At 69.6% G+C, this 18472-nt stretch carries 8 protein-coding genes; 3 read left to right on the top strand and 5 right to left on the bottom strand.

Annotated elements, in window-relative coordinates; translation table 11 throughout:
• Nucleotides 1-11: 11 nt before the first annotated feature.
• A complete protein-coding gene (locus tag K1J60_RS26155; RefSeq protein ID WP_220648320.1) occupies nucleotides 12-2591 on the bottom strand; it encodes an ABC transporter permease in 2580 nt (859 codons plus the stop codon).
• Nucleotides 2588-3376 (bottom strand): ABC transporter ATP-binding protein, encoded by a 789-nt coding sequence (locus K1J60_RS26150; protein ID WP_220648319.1) that lies wholly within the window; start codon nucleotides 3374-3376, stop codon nucleotides 2588-2590. The genes K1J60_RS26155 and K1J60_RS26150 overlap by 4 nt, the downstream gene beginning before the upstream one ends.
• Before the next feature lie 527 nt (nucleotides 3377-3903).
• Here K1J60_RS26150 and K1J60_RS26145 point away from each other — a divergent pair.
• Nucleotides 3904-5319, top strand: coding sequence for an MFS transporter (locus tag K1J60_RS26145; RefSeq protein ID WP_220651705.1), 1416 nt, complete (start codon nucleotides 3904-3906; stop codon nucleotides 5317-5319).
• 80 nt (nucleotides 5320-5399) lie between these two features.
• Here the strand turns inward: K1J60_RS26145 and K1J60_RS26140 are convergent, their stop codons facing one another.
• From K1J60_RS26140 to K1J60_RS26130, 3 genes are all read right to left on the bottom strand, one after another.
• Complete coding sequence (locus tag K1J60_RS26140) at nucleotides 5400-5744, bottom strand: hypothetical protein (protein ID WP_220648318.1); 345 nt, start codon at nucleotides 5742-5744, stop codon at nucleotides 5400-5402.
• A gap of 14 nt (nucleotides 5745-5758) precedes the next feature.
• Entirely contained in the window at nucleotides 5759-12178 is a 6420-nt protein-coding gene (locus K1J60_RS26135) for a polymorphic toxin type 30 domain-containing protein (protein ID WP_259407922.1), read from the bottom strand.
• Nucleotides 12179-12349: 171 nt separating this feature from the next.
• Nucleotides 12350-15973 carry a LamG-like jellyroll fold domain-containing protein gene (locus tag K1J60_RS26130; protein ID WP_259407921.1) on the bottom strand — a complete coding sequence of 1208 codons (3624 nt, stop codon included), beginning with the start codon at nucleotides 15971-15973 and terminating at the stop codon, nucleotides 12350-12352.
• A gap of 364 nt (nucleotides 15974-16337) precedes the next feature.
• On the opposite strand from K1J60_RS26130, the gene K1J60_RS26125 reads away from it, so the two are divergent.
• Nucleotides 16338-16781, top strand: a complete 444-nt coding sequence (locus tag K1J60_RS26125; protein ID WP_220648315.1) for a DUF485 domain-containing protein — start codon at nucleotides 16338-16340, stop codon at nucleotides 16779-16781.
• 89 nt (nucleotides 16782-16870) lie between these two features.
• On the top strand, nucleotides 16871-18454 hold the full coding sequence (locus tag K1J60_RS26120) for a sodium/solute symporter (RefSeq protein WP_220651704.1): 1584 nt from the start codon (nucleotides 16871-16873) through the stop codon (nucleotides 18452-18454).
• Nucleotides 18455-18472 lie beyond the last annotated feature (18 nt).

Below are 18472 nucleotides of genomic sequence, written 5' to 3'. Positions count from 1 at the left end.
GCAGCCGGTGGCTACTCGGTGGCGATCGCGTTCAGGACGTTCATGCGGCCCGCCCGGAACGCCGGGACCAGCGCGGCGAACAGGCCCACGAAGGCCGAGCCGATGAAGACCCCGATGATCGTCGGCCACGGGATGTCGAGGACGTTCAGGCCCTCCAGGGCGAGGAGCTGCTGCGCGGTGGCGCCCCAGCCCATGCCGAGCCCCAGGCCGAGGAACGCGCCGAAGAGGGCGATGACGACCGACTCCAGGCGGATCATGCGGCGCAGCTGGCGGCGGGAGAGGCCGATGGCGCGCATCAGACCGATCTCGCGGGTCCGCTCGACGACCGACAGCGCCAGCGTGTTCACGACTCCCAGGATCGCGACGATGATCGCCAGGGCGAGCAGGCCGTAGATCATGTTGAGGAGCTGGTCGATCTGGCCCTTCAGGGCCTCCTTGTAGTCCGTCTGGTCGCGGACCTCGTACTGCGGGTAGTCGTGCAGCGCGTCCTTGAGGGACTTGTACGCGGCCGCCTCCTGCCCCTCCTTCGCCGAGGCGAAGAGCAGCTGGTCGAGGGGCATCTTCTCGGCCGGGACGTACCTGGCCATCGTGTCGATGGAGGTGTACATCGCCCCGGCGTCGATGACGACGTCGCTGCTGGTGATGGCGCGGACGGTCAGGTCGGCCGTGCGGCCGTCCTTGAAGTCGACGGCGATCTTCGAGCCGAGCTCGATGCCGTGGTCCTCGGCGAACTTCTCGTGGACGGACATCGAGTCGGGCTTGTAGGCGTCGGCCAGCTTGCCCGCGACGACCTCGGTGGCGAGGTCGGTGGCGTAGCTCGGGTCGGCGGCGGTGATCGCCGTCTCCTTGAGCGTCTTGCCGTCGGGGGTGGTGAAGTCGGCCTGGGTCCACTTGTACTCGGTGACGCTCTTGACGCCCTCGGCCGAGCGGGCGGCATCCACGGCCTGCGGGGTGATCAGCTGGCCGGTGTCGGACTGGATGATGAAGTCCGTGCCGACCGTCTTGTCGAGCTGCTCGGTGGCCGAGGCGACCATGGAGGAGCCGACGACGGAGAGACAGGCGACCAGGGCGAGGCCGATCATCAGGGCGGCGCCGGTGGCCCCCGTACGGCGGGGGTTGCGCAGCGCGTTGCGCTCGGCCATCCGGCCCACGGGTCCGAAGGCCCGCAGGACGACCGCGCCCAGCACCCGCACCACCACGCCGGCGAGCAGCGGGCCGATGACGACGAAGCCGATGAGGGACAGGACGACCCCGCCACCGAGCCACATCGAGCCCTCGCTCGCCTTGTCGGCGGCGGAGGCCAGGTACAGGCAGTAGCCGCCGGCGCCGGTCAGGAGCAGTCCGATCACGGCCCGTACGAGGCCGGCCTTGGCGTCCAGCGGGGCGCCGGCGTCCCGCAGGGCGGCCATCGGGGAGACCTTGCCCGCGCGCCGGGCCGGCACGTACGCGGCGAGGACGGTGACGACGATGCCGAGGAGCAGACCGACCGCCGGGGTGGTCCAGGCGATGGTGAGGTCGTCGGTGGACAGGTTCATGCCGGTGGCGCTCATCAGCTTCATCAGGCCGATGGCCAGTCCGACACCGCCGGCGACCCCGAGGACCGAGCCGAACACGCCCAGGAGCAGGGCCTCGACGAGGACCGACCGGTTGACCTGGCTGCGGCTGGAGCCGATGGCCCGCATCAGGCCGATCTCGCGGGTCCGCTGGGCGACCAGCATCGAGAAGGTGTTGATGATCAGGAAGATGCCGACCAGGAAGGCGATCCCGGCGAAGCCGAGCATGGCGTACTTCATCACGCTCATGAACTCGCCGACGTCCTTGGCGTTGGCGTCCGCGATCTCCTTGGCGGTCTGCACCTTGTAGGCGCCGCCGAGCTCGGCGGAGACGTTCTTCTTCACCTGCGCGTCCGTGAAGCCGTTCGCGGCGGTGATGTTGACGTTGGTGTACACGCCGGTCTCGCCGACGAGGGTCTTCTGCGCGGTCTCGGTGTCGAGGTAGAAGATCGCGGCGCCCGGGTTGGTGACCTGGAACTCGGCGATGCCGGAGATCTTCGCCTGGTGCGTGCCGACGGCGCTGATCACGCCGATCTCGTCGCCGAGCTTCAGGCCGTGCTTGTCGGCGGTGTCCGCGTCGACCACGATCTGGTCGGGGCCGCGCGGCGTGTTGCCGGAGGAGATCTTCATGGTGCGGGCGTCGTTGGCGTTCCAGTTGCCGACGATGGTCGGGGCGCCGCTGGTGGGCGAGAGGTTGTCCTTGTCGGCGTCGACGACCGTCACCGAGGTCGAGAAGACGGTGCCCTCGGCCGACTTCACGCCGTCCGCGCCACCCACCTTGTCGACGACCGACGCGGGCATGACCGGCGGCTTGCCGTTGTCGGACTGTGTCTCACCGCTGTCCGAGGCGCCCTTGGCGCTGACCGTGACGTCGGAGGAGGTGGCCGCGAACAGCTTGTCGAACGTCGTGCCCATCGTGTCCGTGAAGACCAGGGTCCCCGTCACGAACGCCACCGACAGCAGGACCGCGATGGCGGAGAGCGCCATCCGTCCCTTGTGCGCGAAGAAGTTGCGCATCGAGGTCTTCATGACAGTCATGACGTACGCCCCCGGGCGTCGAAGTCCTTCATGCGGTCCAGCACGGCTTCGGCGGTCGGCTTGTACATCTCGTCGACGATGCGGCCGTCGGCCAGGTACAGCACCCGGTCCGCGTACGAGGCGGCCACCGGGTCGTGGGTGACCATCACGATGGTCTGGCCCAGCTCGTCGACCGACTTGCGCAGGAAGCCCAGCACCTCGGCGCCGGCCCGCGAGTCCAGGTTGCCGGTCGGCTCGTCACCGAAGATGATCTCCGGCCGGGCGGCCAGCGCACGGGCCACGGCGACGCGCTGCTGCTGGCCGCCGGAGAGCTGGGTCGGGCGGTGCTTGAGCCGGTCGCTCAGGCCGACGGTGTCGACGACGCGCCCCAGCCACTCCTTGTTCGGCTTCCGCCCCGCGATGTCCATGGGGAGGGTGATGTTCTCCAGCGCGTTCAGCGTCGGCAACAGGTTGAACGCCTGGAAGATGAACCCGATCCGGTCCCGGCGCAGCCGCGTGAGCTTCTTGTCCTTGAGACCGGTGATCTCGGTGTCGTCGAGGTGGATCTGGCCCGACGTCACGGTGTCGAGCCCGGCGAGGCAGTGCATGAGGGTGGACTTGCCGGACCCCGAGGGGCCCATGATCGCGGTGAACTGACCCCGCGCGATGTCCACGTCCACGTGGTCGAGGGCGACGACGCGGGTCTCACCGGACCCGTACGCCTTCACGACCTGCCGCGCCCGCGCGGCAACGGCCGTAGTCCCTCCAGTACCCCCGTGCCTGGTGATGGTCACAGCCGATGTCACGGTATGTCTCCTAAGTCGGGCAGCGGATGCCGCTGGCGTTGCGGTGCGTGGTGATGCGAGGTGGTGCGCTGCGATGCGAGGTGGTGCGTCGAGCGGTACGTCGATGAGTCTGGTCCCCGGAGGGGGTCCGGCGCGCTGGTGCCCAGCGCAGTCTTCCGCTGGGGAAAACCCCACCCCCACCGCTCCGGTGCACCGCCCCCCAGCGGCGTAAAGCCAGGTTAAGGACGGGAGGCCTTCCGTCTCGTCCTCCGGCGGTACGAACCCGCCCCCGGCCGTAGTACGGAGGTCCCCCTAGGGGTTCTCGCCCGCCGGGAGGAGACGGCCTCGGGGTTCACCTCCTCCTTCCGGTGCGACCAGGCTGCACCCTGCCGTGGCGTCAGGGTCAATGGCATGGTGGTCGGCGGCAGATAGGTGCAAGGGGAAGGCATCCGGTGGACGAGAATCAGGTGGGCGGCGTAAGACCCGCGGCACACGACGCGGCACGGCACCCCGGATCCGGCCGCCGAAGAGCCGTCACCGCCGCGCTGATGCTGGCCATGGGCCTGGCCGCGCTGGACGCCACCATCGTCTCGATCGCCGTACCGCAGATCGTCGCCGACCTCGGTGGCTTCTCCGTCTTCTCCTGGCTCTTCTCCGGCTATCTGCTCGCCGTCACCGTCACCCTCCCCGTCTACGGCAAGCTCTCCGACACCTTCGGCCGCAAGCCGGTCCTCGTCGCGGGCGCCGCCCTGTTCCTGCTGGGCTCGCTGCTGTGCGCGCTGGCCTGGAACATGGGCGCCCTGATCGCCTTCCGGATCGTCCAGGGCCTGGGCGGTGGCGCCCTCCAGGGCACGGTGCAGACGCTGGCGGCGGACCTGTACCCACTGGCGGAGCGCCCCAGGATCCAGTCCAAACTGTCCACGGTGTGGGCGGTGTCGGCGGTGGCGGGCCCCGGAGTGGGCGGTGTCCTCGCCACGTACGCGGACTGGCGCTGGATCTTCCTCATCAACCTGCCGCTCGGCGCGGTGGCGTTGTGGCTGCTGGTCCGTCATCTGCACGAGCCGCCGCGGGAGTCGACGGGCGGCCGGCCCCGTACCGACTGGGCGGGCGCCCTGACGATCCTCGCCTGCGGAGGGGCCCTGCTGACGGCGCTGGTGCAGGGCGGGGTGGCCTGGTCCTGGTTCTCCTGGCCCTCACTGTGCCTGCTGGGCACGGGAGTCGCCCTGATCGGTGTACTGGTGCTGATCGAGCGCCGGGCCGCCGAGCCGATCATCCCGGGCTGGGTGTGGCGCCGGCGCACGATCGCGGCGGTGAACCTGGCGCTCGGCGCGCTGGGCCTGCTGATGGTGGCGCCCACGGTCTTCCTGGCGACCTACGCGCAAGCGGTGCTGGGCCTGGCGCCGGTGGCGGCCGGGTTCGTCGTCTCCGTCTGGACGCTGACCTGGCCGTTGTCGGCGGCCCTCAGCCAGCACGTCTACCGCCGCATCGGCTTCCGCAACACGGCGATCCTCGGCATCACGGGTGCGGCGCTCGTCCTGTTCTCGTTCGCCCTCCTCCCCTACCCCGGCGAAGCCTGGCAACCGACGCTGCTGATGCTCCTGCTGGGCGCCGCGCTGGGGCTCTTCCAGCTCCCCCTGATCATCGGTGTGCAGTCGTCGGTGGAGTGGGAGGAGAGGGGCACCGCCACCGCCTCCATACTCTTCTGCCGCCAGACCGGGCAGACCCTGGGCGCGGCGGCCTTCGGGGCGGTCGCGAACGGGGTCCTGGCGTCCCGGCTGGGCGGCTCGGGAAACCTCGACGCCGTGACCCACGGCCTCGGCTCCGGCCCGGCGTCCGAGCCGGTCCGCCGAGCGGTCGCGGACGCGGTCCACGCGGTGTACCTGGGGGCGGGGGGCGCGGCGGTGGTGGCGTTGCTGGTGCTGGTGGGGGTGGCGCCTCGGAGGTTTCCGGTGCTGAAGGGCTGAGCGCGGTGCGGGGCGGGCACGCCATGACGCGTGCCCGCCCCGCACCTTTCACTTCTGGTCCGTCGTCCCGAACTTCCCGGCTATTGCGCTCCCTTTTCGAGATAGGGGGCGAGATCCTCCACATAGTCCCGGTGCTCGACGTGAATGCGAGTGTCGGGAATATCCCGGAGCGGAGTCAGGTCCGCGCCACCTATCCGGTCGGCGGTGTCCAGCTCGGACAGGGCGTGGAGCTGAGCCTCCAGGCACTCCCGTGACTCCTCGAAGGACGCCATGAGCGCCAGTGTCTCGGCGATGACCCTTGCCTCCTTCGGGGAGTAGGAGTTCATCCAGTCCTCGACACGGTCACTGCCTCTCTCGCGTAGCCGTGCGTCGTCGCTGACCAGTTCCCTGATCAGCTCGGCCAGTCTTCTGTTGCCGATACCCACCGCGCTCTCTCCGATCAGTACGGCAGCTTGTGCTGACTGGGCCAGGGAATATGGGTCGCGTTCGCGGCGGCGGCGTTGTAATTCTCACTGGCCGGCTTGTGGACGTTCTTGTGGTAGAGCTTACCGGTGATGTCCTGGAACTGATTTCCGATCTGAATGCGGACGATGTCGCCCTTGGCCGCGTTGCTGCCGGCCGGGGCGCTGGGGTCCGAACTGTGCACCCTGAGTCGCACCGTCTTGCCTGTCACCGGATCCGTCCACTTCCATTTGGCGCCCTTCGCCGCACCGCCCGGAATCTGCGTCCACTTCTCCGAAGTCGCGTTCTTGGGAAGGATGCTGAGCGGATCGGCACCGCCCTGGAGGTCCCACCCTCCGTCCTTGATCCGGGTCGCGGCCTTCACCTGGGGCACGTCGCCCTTGGGTGCCTTCTTGCTGGTGGTCTTGAACAGCTTCTTCGCGAGCGACCTCAGGAAGCCGATGCCCCCCGTGGCGAAGCCCGCCGCCTCGGCCGCCTTGTCCCCGGAGTCGAAGGCCTGCGAGTCGGTGTCCACGCCATGCTTCTCGACGAAGTCGTCGTACATGTCGGTGCCACCGCTGCAGTCCTCGAACCAGCAGACGGGGCTGAAGTTGGACATGGCCTCGAAGCCCGACACCAGGTTGTGGCCTATGCCTCCCAGGCTGTCCTTGAACGAGCCCTCCGCGCGCGGGTCCTCCGGCTCCACATTGGTGTTGCAGCCGGGCTTGTACGCCGGATACGTGGCGGAACAGTCCGTGCCGGTTCCGCCGCTGCTCGCGTAGTTGGCGCTGCCCATGGTGGACATACCGCCGGACTGCGCGGACGAAGCGGCCCGCCAGCGCAGGTAGTTGATCACCGCGACGATGATGCGGACGATGGCCCGGATCAGGGCGAAGATCGCGCCGAAGAACTTGCCGTCGGGGTCGGCGAAGGTGACGGGGTTGTTGTTGCTGTACGCGTAGCCGTTGATCTGCTGCGGATCGGTGACGTCGGCCACGGGGTCGACGCTGATGAACCGCCCGGTTGCCGGGTCGTACTCGCGTGCCCCGAGATGTGTGAGGCCGGTCGGGTCCTGGGTGCCTCCCACGAACCCCCGTTCACCCACCCAGGACTTGGCCGCCGCTCCGCGGGCCTCGCCGAAGGGCGTCATGTGCCTGCGGGTGACGGCCTGGGTCGCTGCGTCGACCTGCACACTCGCCGTGCCGTTGTGGTCGCCGGCGATCCAGGTGAGCCCCGCCGTCGTGCGGACCGCCACCGGCTGACCGCCGTGGCTGTAGTAGCGGGTGGCCTCGACCTTGCCGCTCGCCTTGTCGAGGCGCAGTTCGGTCTCACCCAGGTAGAGCGTGGTACCGGTCTTGTCCCGGCGGATCAGCCGGTTGCCGCCGGCGTCGTTCAGGTACTCGGTGGTGGTGCCGTCGGCCTCGGTGACCTTGTCGAGCTTGCCCTCCGTGTTCCAGTCGAGTCGCTGGGTCTTCCCACCCGTCGTACGGGTGACGGCGTTGCCGGACGGGTCGTAGGTGTAGCCGGACTCGGCGGTGACGGTCCCGGCCGCGTTCTTGGTCTCGGTCGAGGCCAGCGCGTGCGGACGCGGCTGGTCGGTCGTCTTGTACTGGTACGACGTCGTCTGCGACGTCAGATGGTTGGTGACCGACTTGCGATTGCCGGCCGCGTCGAAGGAGAACGACTGCCAGTAGGCCGCCGGTCCGCCGACGTTGCTCTTGGTGGGAGCCGTGGCGCAGTCGGCGGTGGTGGTCCAGGCGGCCTTCAGCCGACGGTGGCCGTCGAAGGTGAAGCACTGCCGGTCACTGGGGCTGGTGGCCCTGTCCTCGACCTCCACCGGGTTTCCGGCGAGGTCGTAGCGGTAGTACACGTCCGAGTCCGTGCCGGAGTTGGTCTCGGAGACCACGCTCTGGCGGGCCAGCCGCTTGGTGCCCGTCTCGTAACTCCGGTTGATCTCGGTCCAGTTCGCCGTGGACGACACGCCGAGTGTGACCCGGATCTGTTCGCCGGCCGGCAGGTAGTCCGTGTTCTGGACGATGCCGGTGAGGCCCTGGAGGGTGTCGGGCGACCCCTTCTCGGTGTAGCCGTACTCCAGGACCTCCTGGGCCAGACCGCCCATGGCGGGGATGGTGCGCTTCTTCTGTGTGCCGTCGAGGTTGAACTCGTTGGCGATCGTGTACACACCACTGGCACCGGCGAGGTCGCCCTCGGCCTTGCTGACCGTGTACTGCTCGCTCAGGACGCGGTAGACCTTGTCGTACTTGGCGTTGGTGGACGCGTAGACGTTGCCGGACTTGCCGCCCACGTACCGGATCGACGAGGTGAGCTGCCCCTTGGCGATGGAGTCGTACGTCCAGCGCGCCAGGTACCTGGCGTCGTCGGGGGTCGGCTTGCCGTCCACCACGGGGACCTTGCCGTCGAGCTTGCCCGTCGAACGGCCCAGCAGGTCGTAGGTGTAGCCGATGGTCTTCTTCCGCGCGTCCGTGGTCGCGACGACCTGGTCGAGGTCGTTGTACTCGGAGGAGGTCGCTCCCGCGTCGGGGTCGCTCGCGCTGGTCTCACGGCCCAGGAAGTCGAAGCCGTACGTCCAGGTGTTGCCGTCGTCGTCCTTGACGCCGGTGAGCCGATCGGCGTGGTCGTATCCATAGGTGAGCCGGGTGAAGCCGCCGCCGGCCGTGTTGCCGTCGTACTCCAGCTTCTCCACGAGCCGGCCGCGGGCGTCCACCCGCTGCCGTACCGCTGACGCGCCGGCGGGCGGCTCGACGACGGTGGTGTCGCCCAGGTAGGTGTGCTTGGTGCGGGAGAACTCCTTGTCGTTGACGAGGATCTTCTCCACCACGGGCCGACCCGCTCCGTCGTACTCGACCGCGGTCCCGGCCGGTGCGGCGGTCAGCAGATCGGCCAGTGCTCCGGAGGGCGCCTTGGTGTCCACGTAGTCGGAGACGGCCGAGACCTCCAGGCCGCGGGTGTCGTACTTCGTCTCGGTGATCACCCGGCCCGCCCCCGTCGCGGCGGGCGTCTGGGTCTGCCGCAGACGCAGCAGCGAGTCGTAGATGGCGTAACGGGTGTCGTACGTCTTGCCGTCGTTGCGCAGCGCCTTGGTCGCGACCCAGGACGCGGCGGTGTTCTGGACCTTGTACTCGAACTTCTGGTTCGGTGCCTGGTCGGCGGACCGGTTGCGGTCGGCGAGCCAGACGTCGGTGAGGCGGCCGAGGGAGTCGTAGGCCATCTCGGTCCGATTGCCGTTCGGGTCGGTGGTGGAGAGGTTCACCCCCCACTCCGGCGCGAGGTCCGTGGTGACCGTGTGGTCCAGCGCGTTGGTCTCGACCGTCCTCGTGAGCGGTCCGCCGGTCGCCGGGGTGTACTCGGTGTGCTTCATCCTGGTGCCGTTGGTGTCCCAGGTGTCGGTCACCCGCCCCAGGGCGTCGTGCTTGCCGGTCGTGACCGTCTGGAGCACGGCGGAACCGTCGGCCTTGTAGCCCGTGACGCGCTCCTCGCGTGTCGGGAGCCCCTTCGTCGGGGCCTTGCCGTAGGCCTGGTCGTCGTAGGAGGTGCGGACGTCCGAGATCACATCGGTCGTCTTCGGGTCGTTCGTCCGCTTCGGTGTGGCGTCGCAGCCCGTGGAGACCTTCTCCACCCGCTTCGGCAGCGACAGGATCCACGCCGTGTCGTTGACGGCGTACTCCGTGACGACGCAGTCCTTCTCGCCCGCCGCGTCGGTCTCCTCCTTCAGGGCGAGACCGCTCGTCGGGTCGTACGTCGTCGACTTGGTGGAGGTCAGCGTGGTGCCGCCGGTCACCGGGGTGCGGGTGACGGTGGAGGCGGTGCGGACCATGTACGCGTTGACCGTGCCGTAGGAGTGCTTGTCCGTGGCGGTCGTGCGGGACCAGGGGGTGTTGATCGTGCCGCTGGTCTCCGCGCCGTCGACGCCGTTGTACGTGATCTGCTCGCGGGCCTGGCCGGCGAACTGCTCGGAGTCCGTCACCGCCTTGCCCGTGGAGTCGGTGACCGTCTCCTTGCGGGTGGTGTCACCGGACTGCTTGTCGCCGTCCATGCCCCGGTAGTAGAGGGTCGTCGACTTCGAGCGGGTGCCGGAGGGCTCGCCGGTGGTCGTGGTGACCTTCTGGTAGCCGCGCCAGATGTTCCAGGTGCGGTACTTGGCCTGGGTGATGGGCGACTCGTCGTCGTACGCCCACGCGCCGCCGCCGCTGTAGGTGTAGTCCGTCTGCTTCAGCGGGGCGCCGCCGTAGGGGTCGGACTCGGTGACCTGGGTGACGACGTACTTGTGGAAGAAGTCGGTGCGCGGCTTGGGGTCGGTGCCCGGCGTCGGGTTGGACGGCGGTATCCACTTGACCGGGTAGCAGCGGCGGGTGTTGGAGTCGAGGTCGGACGGGACATCGCTGCCGGCGACGCAGTCCTCCTTGGAGTAGTTGACGGTGAGCTTGGAGCCGGTCTCCGACAGGACCGAGCGGACGCGCCACTTGATGAAGGGGGCGACGTCGTCACCGGTGCGGTCGACGCGGTTGTGCAGCTGGATGCCGCTGAACGTGACCGCGGGCAGGGAGGCGTCGGTGCCCGCCTTGCCGGTGCGCTTGATGGAGTCCAGCCACAGGCCGGCGTCGGAGCCGTCGCCCGGGTCGGGGAAGGTCTGCCCGAGGTGCCAGGCGTTGACGGCGCGGTAGTCGGTGTCGGCGCCGCCGGAGCCGTCGTACACCTGGGTGGTGACGTCGGTCAGGCGCTTGCGGGTGAAGAACGACGGGCTGGGCTGGTCGGTGCAGGGCTTGTCGGCGGCGCAGATCTGGTCGAACGGCACGTCCGGCCAGGCGTTGCGGTTCGACGAGGTCAGCGAGCCGCAGCTCTCGCCGCCGGAGACGGGAAGGCAGCGCTCGGCGACGGTGAACTTCACGCGGGCCGCGGCGGGCTGGGTGGTGGAGAAGATGGTGTCGGTGCGCTGGCCGTAGTCGACGCGCTTGAGCCAGCCGCCGCGGACGTACTCGGTGCCGTTGCCGGTGGTGCCGTTCTTGGCGTAGTGGTTGAGCTCCTTGTCGTACCAGTACGTCATGACGTTGCCGCGGGGGTCCACGACGTAGTCGAGGTTCCACCGCCAGGCCTGCGTCTTGGCGCGACCGGAGAAGGAGTCGCCGGAGGAGAAGCCGGGCTCGCCCGAGTCGTCGCCGAAGACCGGCAGCGTCCACACCGAGTTGGTCTCCGGCTTGCCCGAACTCCAGCCGGGCAGACGGTTCTTGCCGAAGACGTACTGGGTTCCGTCGGTCGAGGTGACCGTCCAGAACTCGCCCTTGTCGCCGTTCTCCCCGGTGTCACCGTCGTCGCCGTTGACGGCGCCGGTGTCGTGGACGACCCGCTCACCGTCGTCGCTCTTGGGCCGCCACTTGCCGTCGGAGCCCTTGACCAGGGGCGTCGACTTGCCGTTGAGGACGAGGGAGGCGTTGTCCTCCTTCCAGCACTGGTCGTACTTCTTGTCCTGCCCGTCGTCCTCACAACTGCCGTACGCCCGCTCGACGTACGACGTCGACAGGTCGAAGCCCTCGCCGATCCAGGACGACTGCGCGCTGGTGGAGGAGGTACGGCCGTCCACGCTCTGCGCGGAGTAGCCGATGGACAGGTTGGGCGCCGGACCGGCAGGGGCCGGCGGGGTCTCCAGGGGGTAGTTCCAGGTGAAGTCGCCGTTGGAGCCGCCGGCCGACCAGGTGGACGAGGACGCCAGCGGCGTGGCCTCGTAGGTGCCCTGGTCGGAGCCGGCCGCCGCGGACAGCGCCATCACCATGGCGGCCGGCCGGGCCTTGCCCGTCTTGGCCTTGGGCGGGGTGACCTGGGCGGTCACGGTCTCCGCCTCGGCGTCGTTCTCCGACGCCACCGGGGTCGTTCTACGGCACTCGGCCTTCTCCGGCGTCGTCAGCGCGCACGCGGGGAGCTGGACGAGACGCAGGCGGGAGGACCAGTTGCCGCTGTAGGCGTCGGCGAAGGAGCTGTAGTCGACCGTGGTGGCGGTCCTGGCCCCGTCGCCGCCGGAGACGGTGAACACCAGGCCGTCGATGCCGAGTCGGCCGGTGGCCTTGCGGCCGAGGACGCGCACCTCGGGCACCGCGGTCGCCTCGGTTGCCTCAGCCGTCTTGGCCGTGGTGGTCGTGGTGGCCGTGGTGGCTCTCTTGGTCGCCTTTACCGCCTTCGACGGCTTGACCGTCACGGCCGACGCGTCCGGCCACGTCACCTTCGCGCGGGCCTTGGCGAGCGTCTCGCGCGCGGCGGCCACGGTCGGGTCCTTGACCTTGGTGACCTTCGGGTCGAAGGGCCGGGCGTTGCCGTACTTGGCCTTCTGCAGGGCGGTGTGGTCGCGGTCGTCGTCGGCGGCGAGCGCCGGTGCGGCGCTCAGCAGCGTGGCGACGATCGCCGTGGACACGGGCAGCACGACGGACGCCAGCCGGCGTCGGCCCGCTCTGCTCCATGCCCAGCTTTTGGGCAGCAGTGAGCTGTTCCTGGACAACACGTGGGGAGTTCTCCCGGATCGTGGGACGAGGGTGTGCCGGGCGGACGGCCCGGCACACCGCTGGAAGAGGAAGGAGGTGGTCGGCTACTCGATCGGCACCGGCGGCTCGTCCACCGTCGCCAGCTGTGTGATCTCCGCGTCGGACAGCACTCCGGCGTAGACACGCAGGTCGTCGAGGCGGCCGGGCAGCGGGTTGCCCCATTCGCCGTTGTCGTGGCGGCGCGAACCGCCGACCATCAGGGGCCCGGCGGGCTGGTAGGTGTCCTCGCTGGGCACACCGTCCTCGTCGCCCTGCCGCTGTCCGGAGACGTACAGCTTGATGGAGCTGTTCACCGAGTCGAAGACGGCGACGACGTGCACCCAGCCGCCGGGCGCGTTGACCTCGTCGGAGGTGACCGTGGCGGCCGGGCCGAGCAGGACGTCCGTCTCGTAGCGCCCGAAGTTCCAGTCGCCGACGCTCTGGCCCTCCGGCTGCCGGTACCAGAGGCGGAAGGAGTTCCGTTCGGCGCCCGGGTGGGAGAAGACGGTCGGCGAGTGGGCGATGGTGGTGTTCTCCAGCCGCGACTGGGCGGCCAGGTCGACCCAGCCGGCCAGGGTGTAGCTGCCGGACTCGTCCAGGGAGACGGGCGAGGTGGCCCGGGAGTACTGGGCGGCGTCGAGCTCCAGGACACTGCCGTGGGCGGGGTCGTCGGTGGTGCCGAAGGCCGCGCCCTGTTCGAGGGTCAGGCCGTGACCCCGGCCGGTGGCGTCGACGGCGACGGTGCCGGAGGTCTCGTCGAAGCCCCAGTTGGCGAGCAGCGCGGGCTGTGTCTGCCCGGTGGCCGGGTTCTCGGCGTTGGCGATCGCGCCCATCTCGTTGTCGAAGACCACCCGGTTCCAGACCTGGATGTGGTCGAGGTCGCCCTCGAACCACGACGAGTAACGGCCGCTCGCCTTCATCCGGCCGACCTCGAAGGTGCCCTTGGCGGCCCAGGGGGTGGTGAACTCGGTGGCCGCCTGGAGCTGTCCGTTGACGTAGAGCCGGATCTGCTTCTTGTTGTGGTCGTAGACGCCCATCACATGGGTCCACGCGCCCACCACGGGCGGCTTCTTGGACTGGGCGCGCACGATCGTCGGCGCGTCGGCGTCGGTGGCGTACCGGTTGAAGACCCAGCGGTCCAGCGACTGCGAGAAGTACAGCTGGAAGGCGCCCGCGCGGGTGCCGCTCTGGGTGGCGACGGTGGAGATGTGGTCCTTGGAGGTCAGCCGCACCCAGCCGCCGACGGCGAAGCTGTTGGTGGTGTCGAGCACGGTGGAGGCGGTGACACCGCCCTGTCCGCTGACGTTGGCGGTGCGCAGAGCGCCGCCGAGGCGGGCCTTGTCCGTCCAGGTCGTCGACGTCAGGGTGAGCGTGCGGTTGTTGCCGGAGGAGTCCGCGGCGGTCGTACCGCTGCCCTCGTCGAACTTCCAGCTCGCGACCGGGTCGGAGCCCTTGGCCACCCGGAACTGGTAGTCGGCGTGCGGGCTGGCGTTGCCCGCCCCGTCGTAGGTCTGCACGCGCAGGGTGTTGGTGAGCCGCTTGTCGGGCGCGGCCTCGATCTCGTACGCGGGGGTGTTGGCGGTGAACGACTTGCTGCCGAGCTTCACGCCGTTGAGCCACCAGTCGTAGCGGCGGACGTCGCCGGCGCCGCCCTCCACCTTGAAGCCGGCGGTCATACCGACGCTGCCCTGCTCCGGGTCGGCGGCGTCACAACTGGTGCCCGCGCACTCCTTGTAGACGGTCGAGGAGACCTTCGGCAGCAGCGGGCCCTTGGAGTCCACCGTGAAGTAGCAGTAGCCCGACCACGGCCCGTAGAGGGAGTGGGTGTCGCCCTTCCAGGTGTACTTGTACTCGGTGCGGGCCCGGAACTTGTACGTGACCTTCTCGTCCAGGGTCGCGGTGACGGAGGTGCCGGCCGTGCCGCTGTCCGTCCAGGTGGTCGGCTTCAGCGAGGTCGCCGTGGTCGCGCCGCCCCTGTAGAGCTCGAAGTGGGGGCGCAGCGAGGCGTTGGAGGCGTCGCTCGACGTGGGCGTCGCGGTCAGCCGGGGCGTGGCGTCCCGGATCTGCGCGGGTGCCGTGGAGGCCGAGCAGGCGATCTTCGGGTCGGACATCTTCACCGAGGACGGCTTGCTGTCCGGCGGGGTGACGTAGGTGATGGACAGCCGGGGCTTGCGTGCGGACGTGGCCTCCGGGTCCAGCGGCGACATGAACTGCTTCCAGGCGATCGGGTCGCCCTCGTCGGCCCGCAGACCGAGCGTGGTCAGCGTGTCCTTCGCCTTCGCGGTGTGCGCGACGGCGGCGGTGGCGTCGAACTCGATGTCACCGTCCTTGCAGTCCACGGAGTGGCCCTTGGCGGCGGAGACCGTGTCGACCTTCGCGTGCCACTTGAGCGACCTGTCCTGCGAGTTCCAGGTGGTGGACGAGGAGATCTGGCTCGTGCGGTACAGGTTGACGTCGCGCTTGTCGCAGTTCGCCGACCAGATCGCGTACGCCGTGAAGGTGGCGTTGAGGATCTTCTTGCCGGCCACCCTGCGGGTGTCGAACTGGAACAGCGAGCGGGACTTCTTGTTGTCCACGTACGCGTCGTAGCCCACGCCGAGGGCGTGCTTGGTCTTCCAGAAGCTGGTGCCCGGCGAGTCCGACCACAGCGCGGTCCAGCCCGTCAGGGTCGCCTTGACCGCGGGCGGGTCGATGACCACCGGGTAGGTGGTGTCCCGGTCGGTCAGGAAGTCCTGGTCCGGGACGACGGTCAGGGTGTCGTCGGTGACCGCCGTGTCCATGACGGCCGTACGCGAGGTGGCGTCGGCGCTGAGGGAGTCGGCGACGGCGGCGGCGCCGAGGGAGTGGGCGCCGTCCTCGGCGGCGGAGCCCGACAACGATGCCGACCGGACCGACGAGGCCTTCTTCACCGCGGTGTCCGCCGAGGGCTCGGCCCCGGTGCCCGCGTCCCACATCAGCGCCGAGCCGCTGGAGACGACCGCGTACCCCGAGGCGTCCACGAACGAGGCCGCGCCGGTGTCGTCCGTGCGCACGGAGAGCCCCTCGGTCTCGACGGGGAAGCTCACCTTCCTCAGGGCCGGGTCGGCGGCGGCCTCGCGGCTGTGGACCACCAGGTGGTACGTGAAGCCGTCCGGGTGGGCCTGCACGGCGAGGTCCACGTCGGGGAGCACCGACCGGTACACGGCCGACGAGCCGTCGACCTCCGGCTCCGGCAGCGCCCACGGGGACGACACCGCGTACTCCTTGCCCGCCAGCACCATCCGGGCCAGCGGTTCGTCGGTGCCGCCGCCGGAGAAGCGGATGTCCTCGGCGGCGCGCGGCGCCAGGCCGCCGTCCGGGCGGGCGACGAGCGTCGTGTCGATGTCCGTCCACGCGCCGTCCTTGCGGACGCGTTCGGGCGAGGTCGACGTCTCGGCGGTGAAGGTCCCGTCCGGATGGGCGACGACCCGGCTGGTCGAGGACGTCAACTCGTCGACGGCGACGGGCTTTCCGGACGCGACGGCCCGTGCGGAGGCGCGTGCCTCGGCCGTGGCGGCCGGCAGCTCGTCGTCCTCCCAGAAGTCCTTGCCCCGTGCCCCGTCGTCGGCCGTGCGGCCGGTGTTCCCCGTGTCCCTGTCCGTGCCCGCCGCCTGCGCCGGTGCGGCTTGTAGGCCGCCGGCCAGCACGAGCACCGCGGAAGCGACGGTCATCGCTCCGCGCATGGCTCGACTGCGACTGTGTGGTCGCACTCTTCCCCCCGCTTTTTTATTTTTGGTCGTGCACTTGGTCGAAGGGGAGGGTAACCAGTGTCGTTTTGTTGACCAAGTGGCGATCGGTGAGGCACATCTCACACGGTGCGCACAGCAACTCCACAAGCCCCTTCTGACCCTCGTTCAAAAACCTGAGTTAATCCGGGTAACACCCCAGGTCAGCGCCAGATCCTCCAAGTAAGCGCATACCGACCGATCAGTTTGTCGAAAAGCTCGCGCTCCGCCGAACCCACGAGTAGCGTTCACGCCCGCCCCCCTCCCTGCGGTCCGTACCCGGACCCGAGCCGCGCAAGGAGACCACGGGATGACCGACGCGTTCTCGTCACCCCCGCACCAACCCCCGTACACACCGCACACCTCGTCCCCCTCGTACCAGACCTACCCCTGGGCCCCCCGGGAACCGGAACCGCGGCCGAACCCGGCCACCCCCCGCCACCCCTCCCTCGGCCACCACAGCGACCTGCGGGTGCTGCGCGGCGCGTACCGCTGGCAGCGGCGGGTGGCGACCCTGACGGCCCTCGGCTACTTCGTGCTGTTCCTCCTCCTGTCCGCCTTCGCCCCGTCGTTCATGACGAGCGAGGTCAGCGGCGGACTCTCCACGGGCCTGCTGCTCGGCCTCCTCCAGGTACCGGTGACCTGCCTCGCCATCTGGCTCTACGAGCACACCGCGCGCGTGCGCGTCGACCCGCTGGCCGACCGCATCCGCGACCTCGCGGCGGTCGACGCGAGGCGGGGGACGGTTCGATGAGCGTCACCGCCACCACCGCCCTCACCGCCGACGCCCCCTCGACCACGGCCGCGGGCGGACTCGCCGAGTTCAGCGGGTCGGCACAGGCCATGTCCCTCGTCGGCTTCACGGCGGTCGCCACCATCACGCTCCTGCTGTGCGTGATGACGGGCCCCGACCGGGACGACCTCGACGAGTTCTACACCGGCTACGGCTCGCTCTCCCCCATGCGCAACGGCCTCGCCATCGCCGGCGACTACATCTCCGCGGCGACCGTGCTGGGCACCGGCGGAGTGATCGCCCTCTTCGGCTACGACGGTGTCGTCCTCGCCCTGAGCACGGCCCTGTCCCTGATGCTGCTGATGTTCCTGCTGGCCGAACCCCTGCGCAACGCGGGCAGGTTCACGATGGGCGATGCGCTGGCCCGGCGGATGCCCGGCCGGTCCGTACGCATCGTCGCCTGCGTCGTCACGATCGCCGCGCTGATGCCGATGATGCTCGTGCAGCTCGCGGGCACCGGCGACCTGCTGGCGTTCATCCTCGGGTTCTCCAGCGACAGTCTGAAGACCGGCGTCGTGGTGATCGTCGGCGCGCTCATGATCGGCTACGCGGCGATCGGCGGCATGAAGGGCACCGCCCTCATCCAGATCCTCAAGATCGTGATGCTGCTCGGCTCGGGCGCGCTCGTCGCCGTACTCATCCTGCACAAGTTCGACTGGAACCCCGGCCTGCTGCTCGGCGCGGCGGCGGAGAAGAGCGGTATCGGCACCGGCTACCTCCACTCCGGACTGCAGTTCTCGGGCGGCCCGTACCCCGAACTCGACATGATCAGCGCCCAGTTGACAGTCGTCCTCGGCGGCGCCTGCCTCCCGCACGTCACCATGCGCATGTACACCGCGAACAACGCCCGCCAGGTCCGCCGCTCACTGTCCTGGGCGGTCCCCTCCGTCGCCCTCTTCGTCCTGATCATCTCGGTGATCGGCTTCGGCGCGACGGCCCTGATCGGCCGCGAGGTGATCGCGGCGGCCGACCCCCAGGGCAACACGGCCTATCTGCTGGGGTCGATGGCGGCGTTCGGGACAGAGGTGTCCACGGCGGAGACGCTGCTCTTCACCACCGTCACGACGGCCGTCTTCCTGACGCTGCTCGCCTCCGTCGCCGGCATGATCCTCGCCTGCGCCAACTCCCTCGCCCACGACGTCTTCGCGGCCCGCGCCCGCGAACCGCTCACCCCCCGCCGCGAGATGACCATCGCCAGGCTCTCGGCCTGCGCGGTCGGCGTCACGGCGATCGTCCTCGCCACGATGGTCCAGCACCGCAACCTCCAGCCCCTGGTCACCCTCTCCTTCTGCCTGGGCGCCTCCGCCATCGCGCCCGCCCTCGTCTACGGCCTCTTCTGGCGCCGCTACACCCGTACGGGCCTGATGTACACCCTCATCGGCGGCACCCTCTCCGTCCTCGTCCTCATGACCGGCACCAACCTGGTCTCCGGCTCCCCCCACTCCGCCTTCCCCCGAGCCGACTTCAACTGGTTCCCCTTCACCACCACGGGCCTGCTCTCCATCCCCCTCGGCTTCGCCTTCGGCTGGCTCGGCACGACCCTCTCCGGCCGCGCCAAGGCAGACGAACAACGCAGACAGTACGAAGCGGTGGAGGGCTGGATCCTGGCAGGCGCGACAAGAAGGGGCGACTGACGACCGCGGCCGGAGCAC

The organism is Streptomyces akebiae, from assembly GCF_019599145.1.
Classification (GTDB): domain Bacteria; phylum Actinomycetota; class Actinomycetes; order Streptomycetales; family Streptomycetaceae; genus Streptomyces; species Streptomyces akebiae.
Note: the sequence above shows the minus strand (reverse complement) of the source record. Positions and strands in the feature narration are given on the sequence as shown.

What these genes read in the sequence shown, in the direction of transcription:
- K1J60_RS26155 (WP_220648320.1), bottom strand. Translation starts at nt 2,591, where the DNA reads ATGACTGTCATGAAGACCTCGATGCGCAACTTCTTCGCGCACAAGGGA.
- K1J60_RS26145 (WP_220651705.1), top strand. Translation starts at nt 3,904, where the DNA reads ATGCTGGCCATGGGCCTGGCCGCGCTGGACGCCACCATCGTCTCGATC.
- K1J60_RS26130 (WP_259407921.1), bottom strand. Translation starts at nt 15,973, where the DNA reads ATGACCGTCGCTTCCGCGGTGCTCGTGCTGGCCGGCGGCCTACAAGCC.
- K1J60_RS26125 (WP_220648315.1), top strand. Translation starts at nt 16,338, where the DNA reads ATGACCGACGCGTTCTCGTCACCCCCGCACCAACCCCCGTACACACCG.
- K1J60_RS26120 (WP_220651704.1), top strand. Translation starts at nt 16,871, where the DNA reads ATGTCCCTCGTCGGCTTCACGGCGGTCGCCACCATCACGCTCCTGCTG.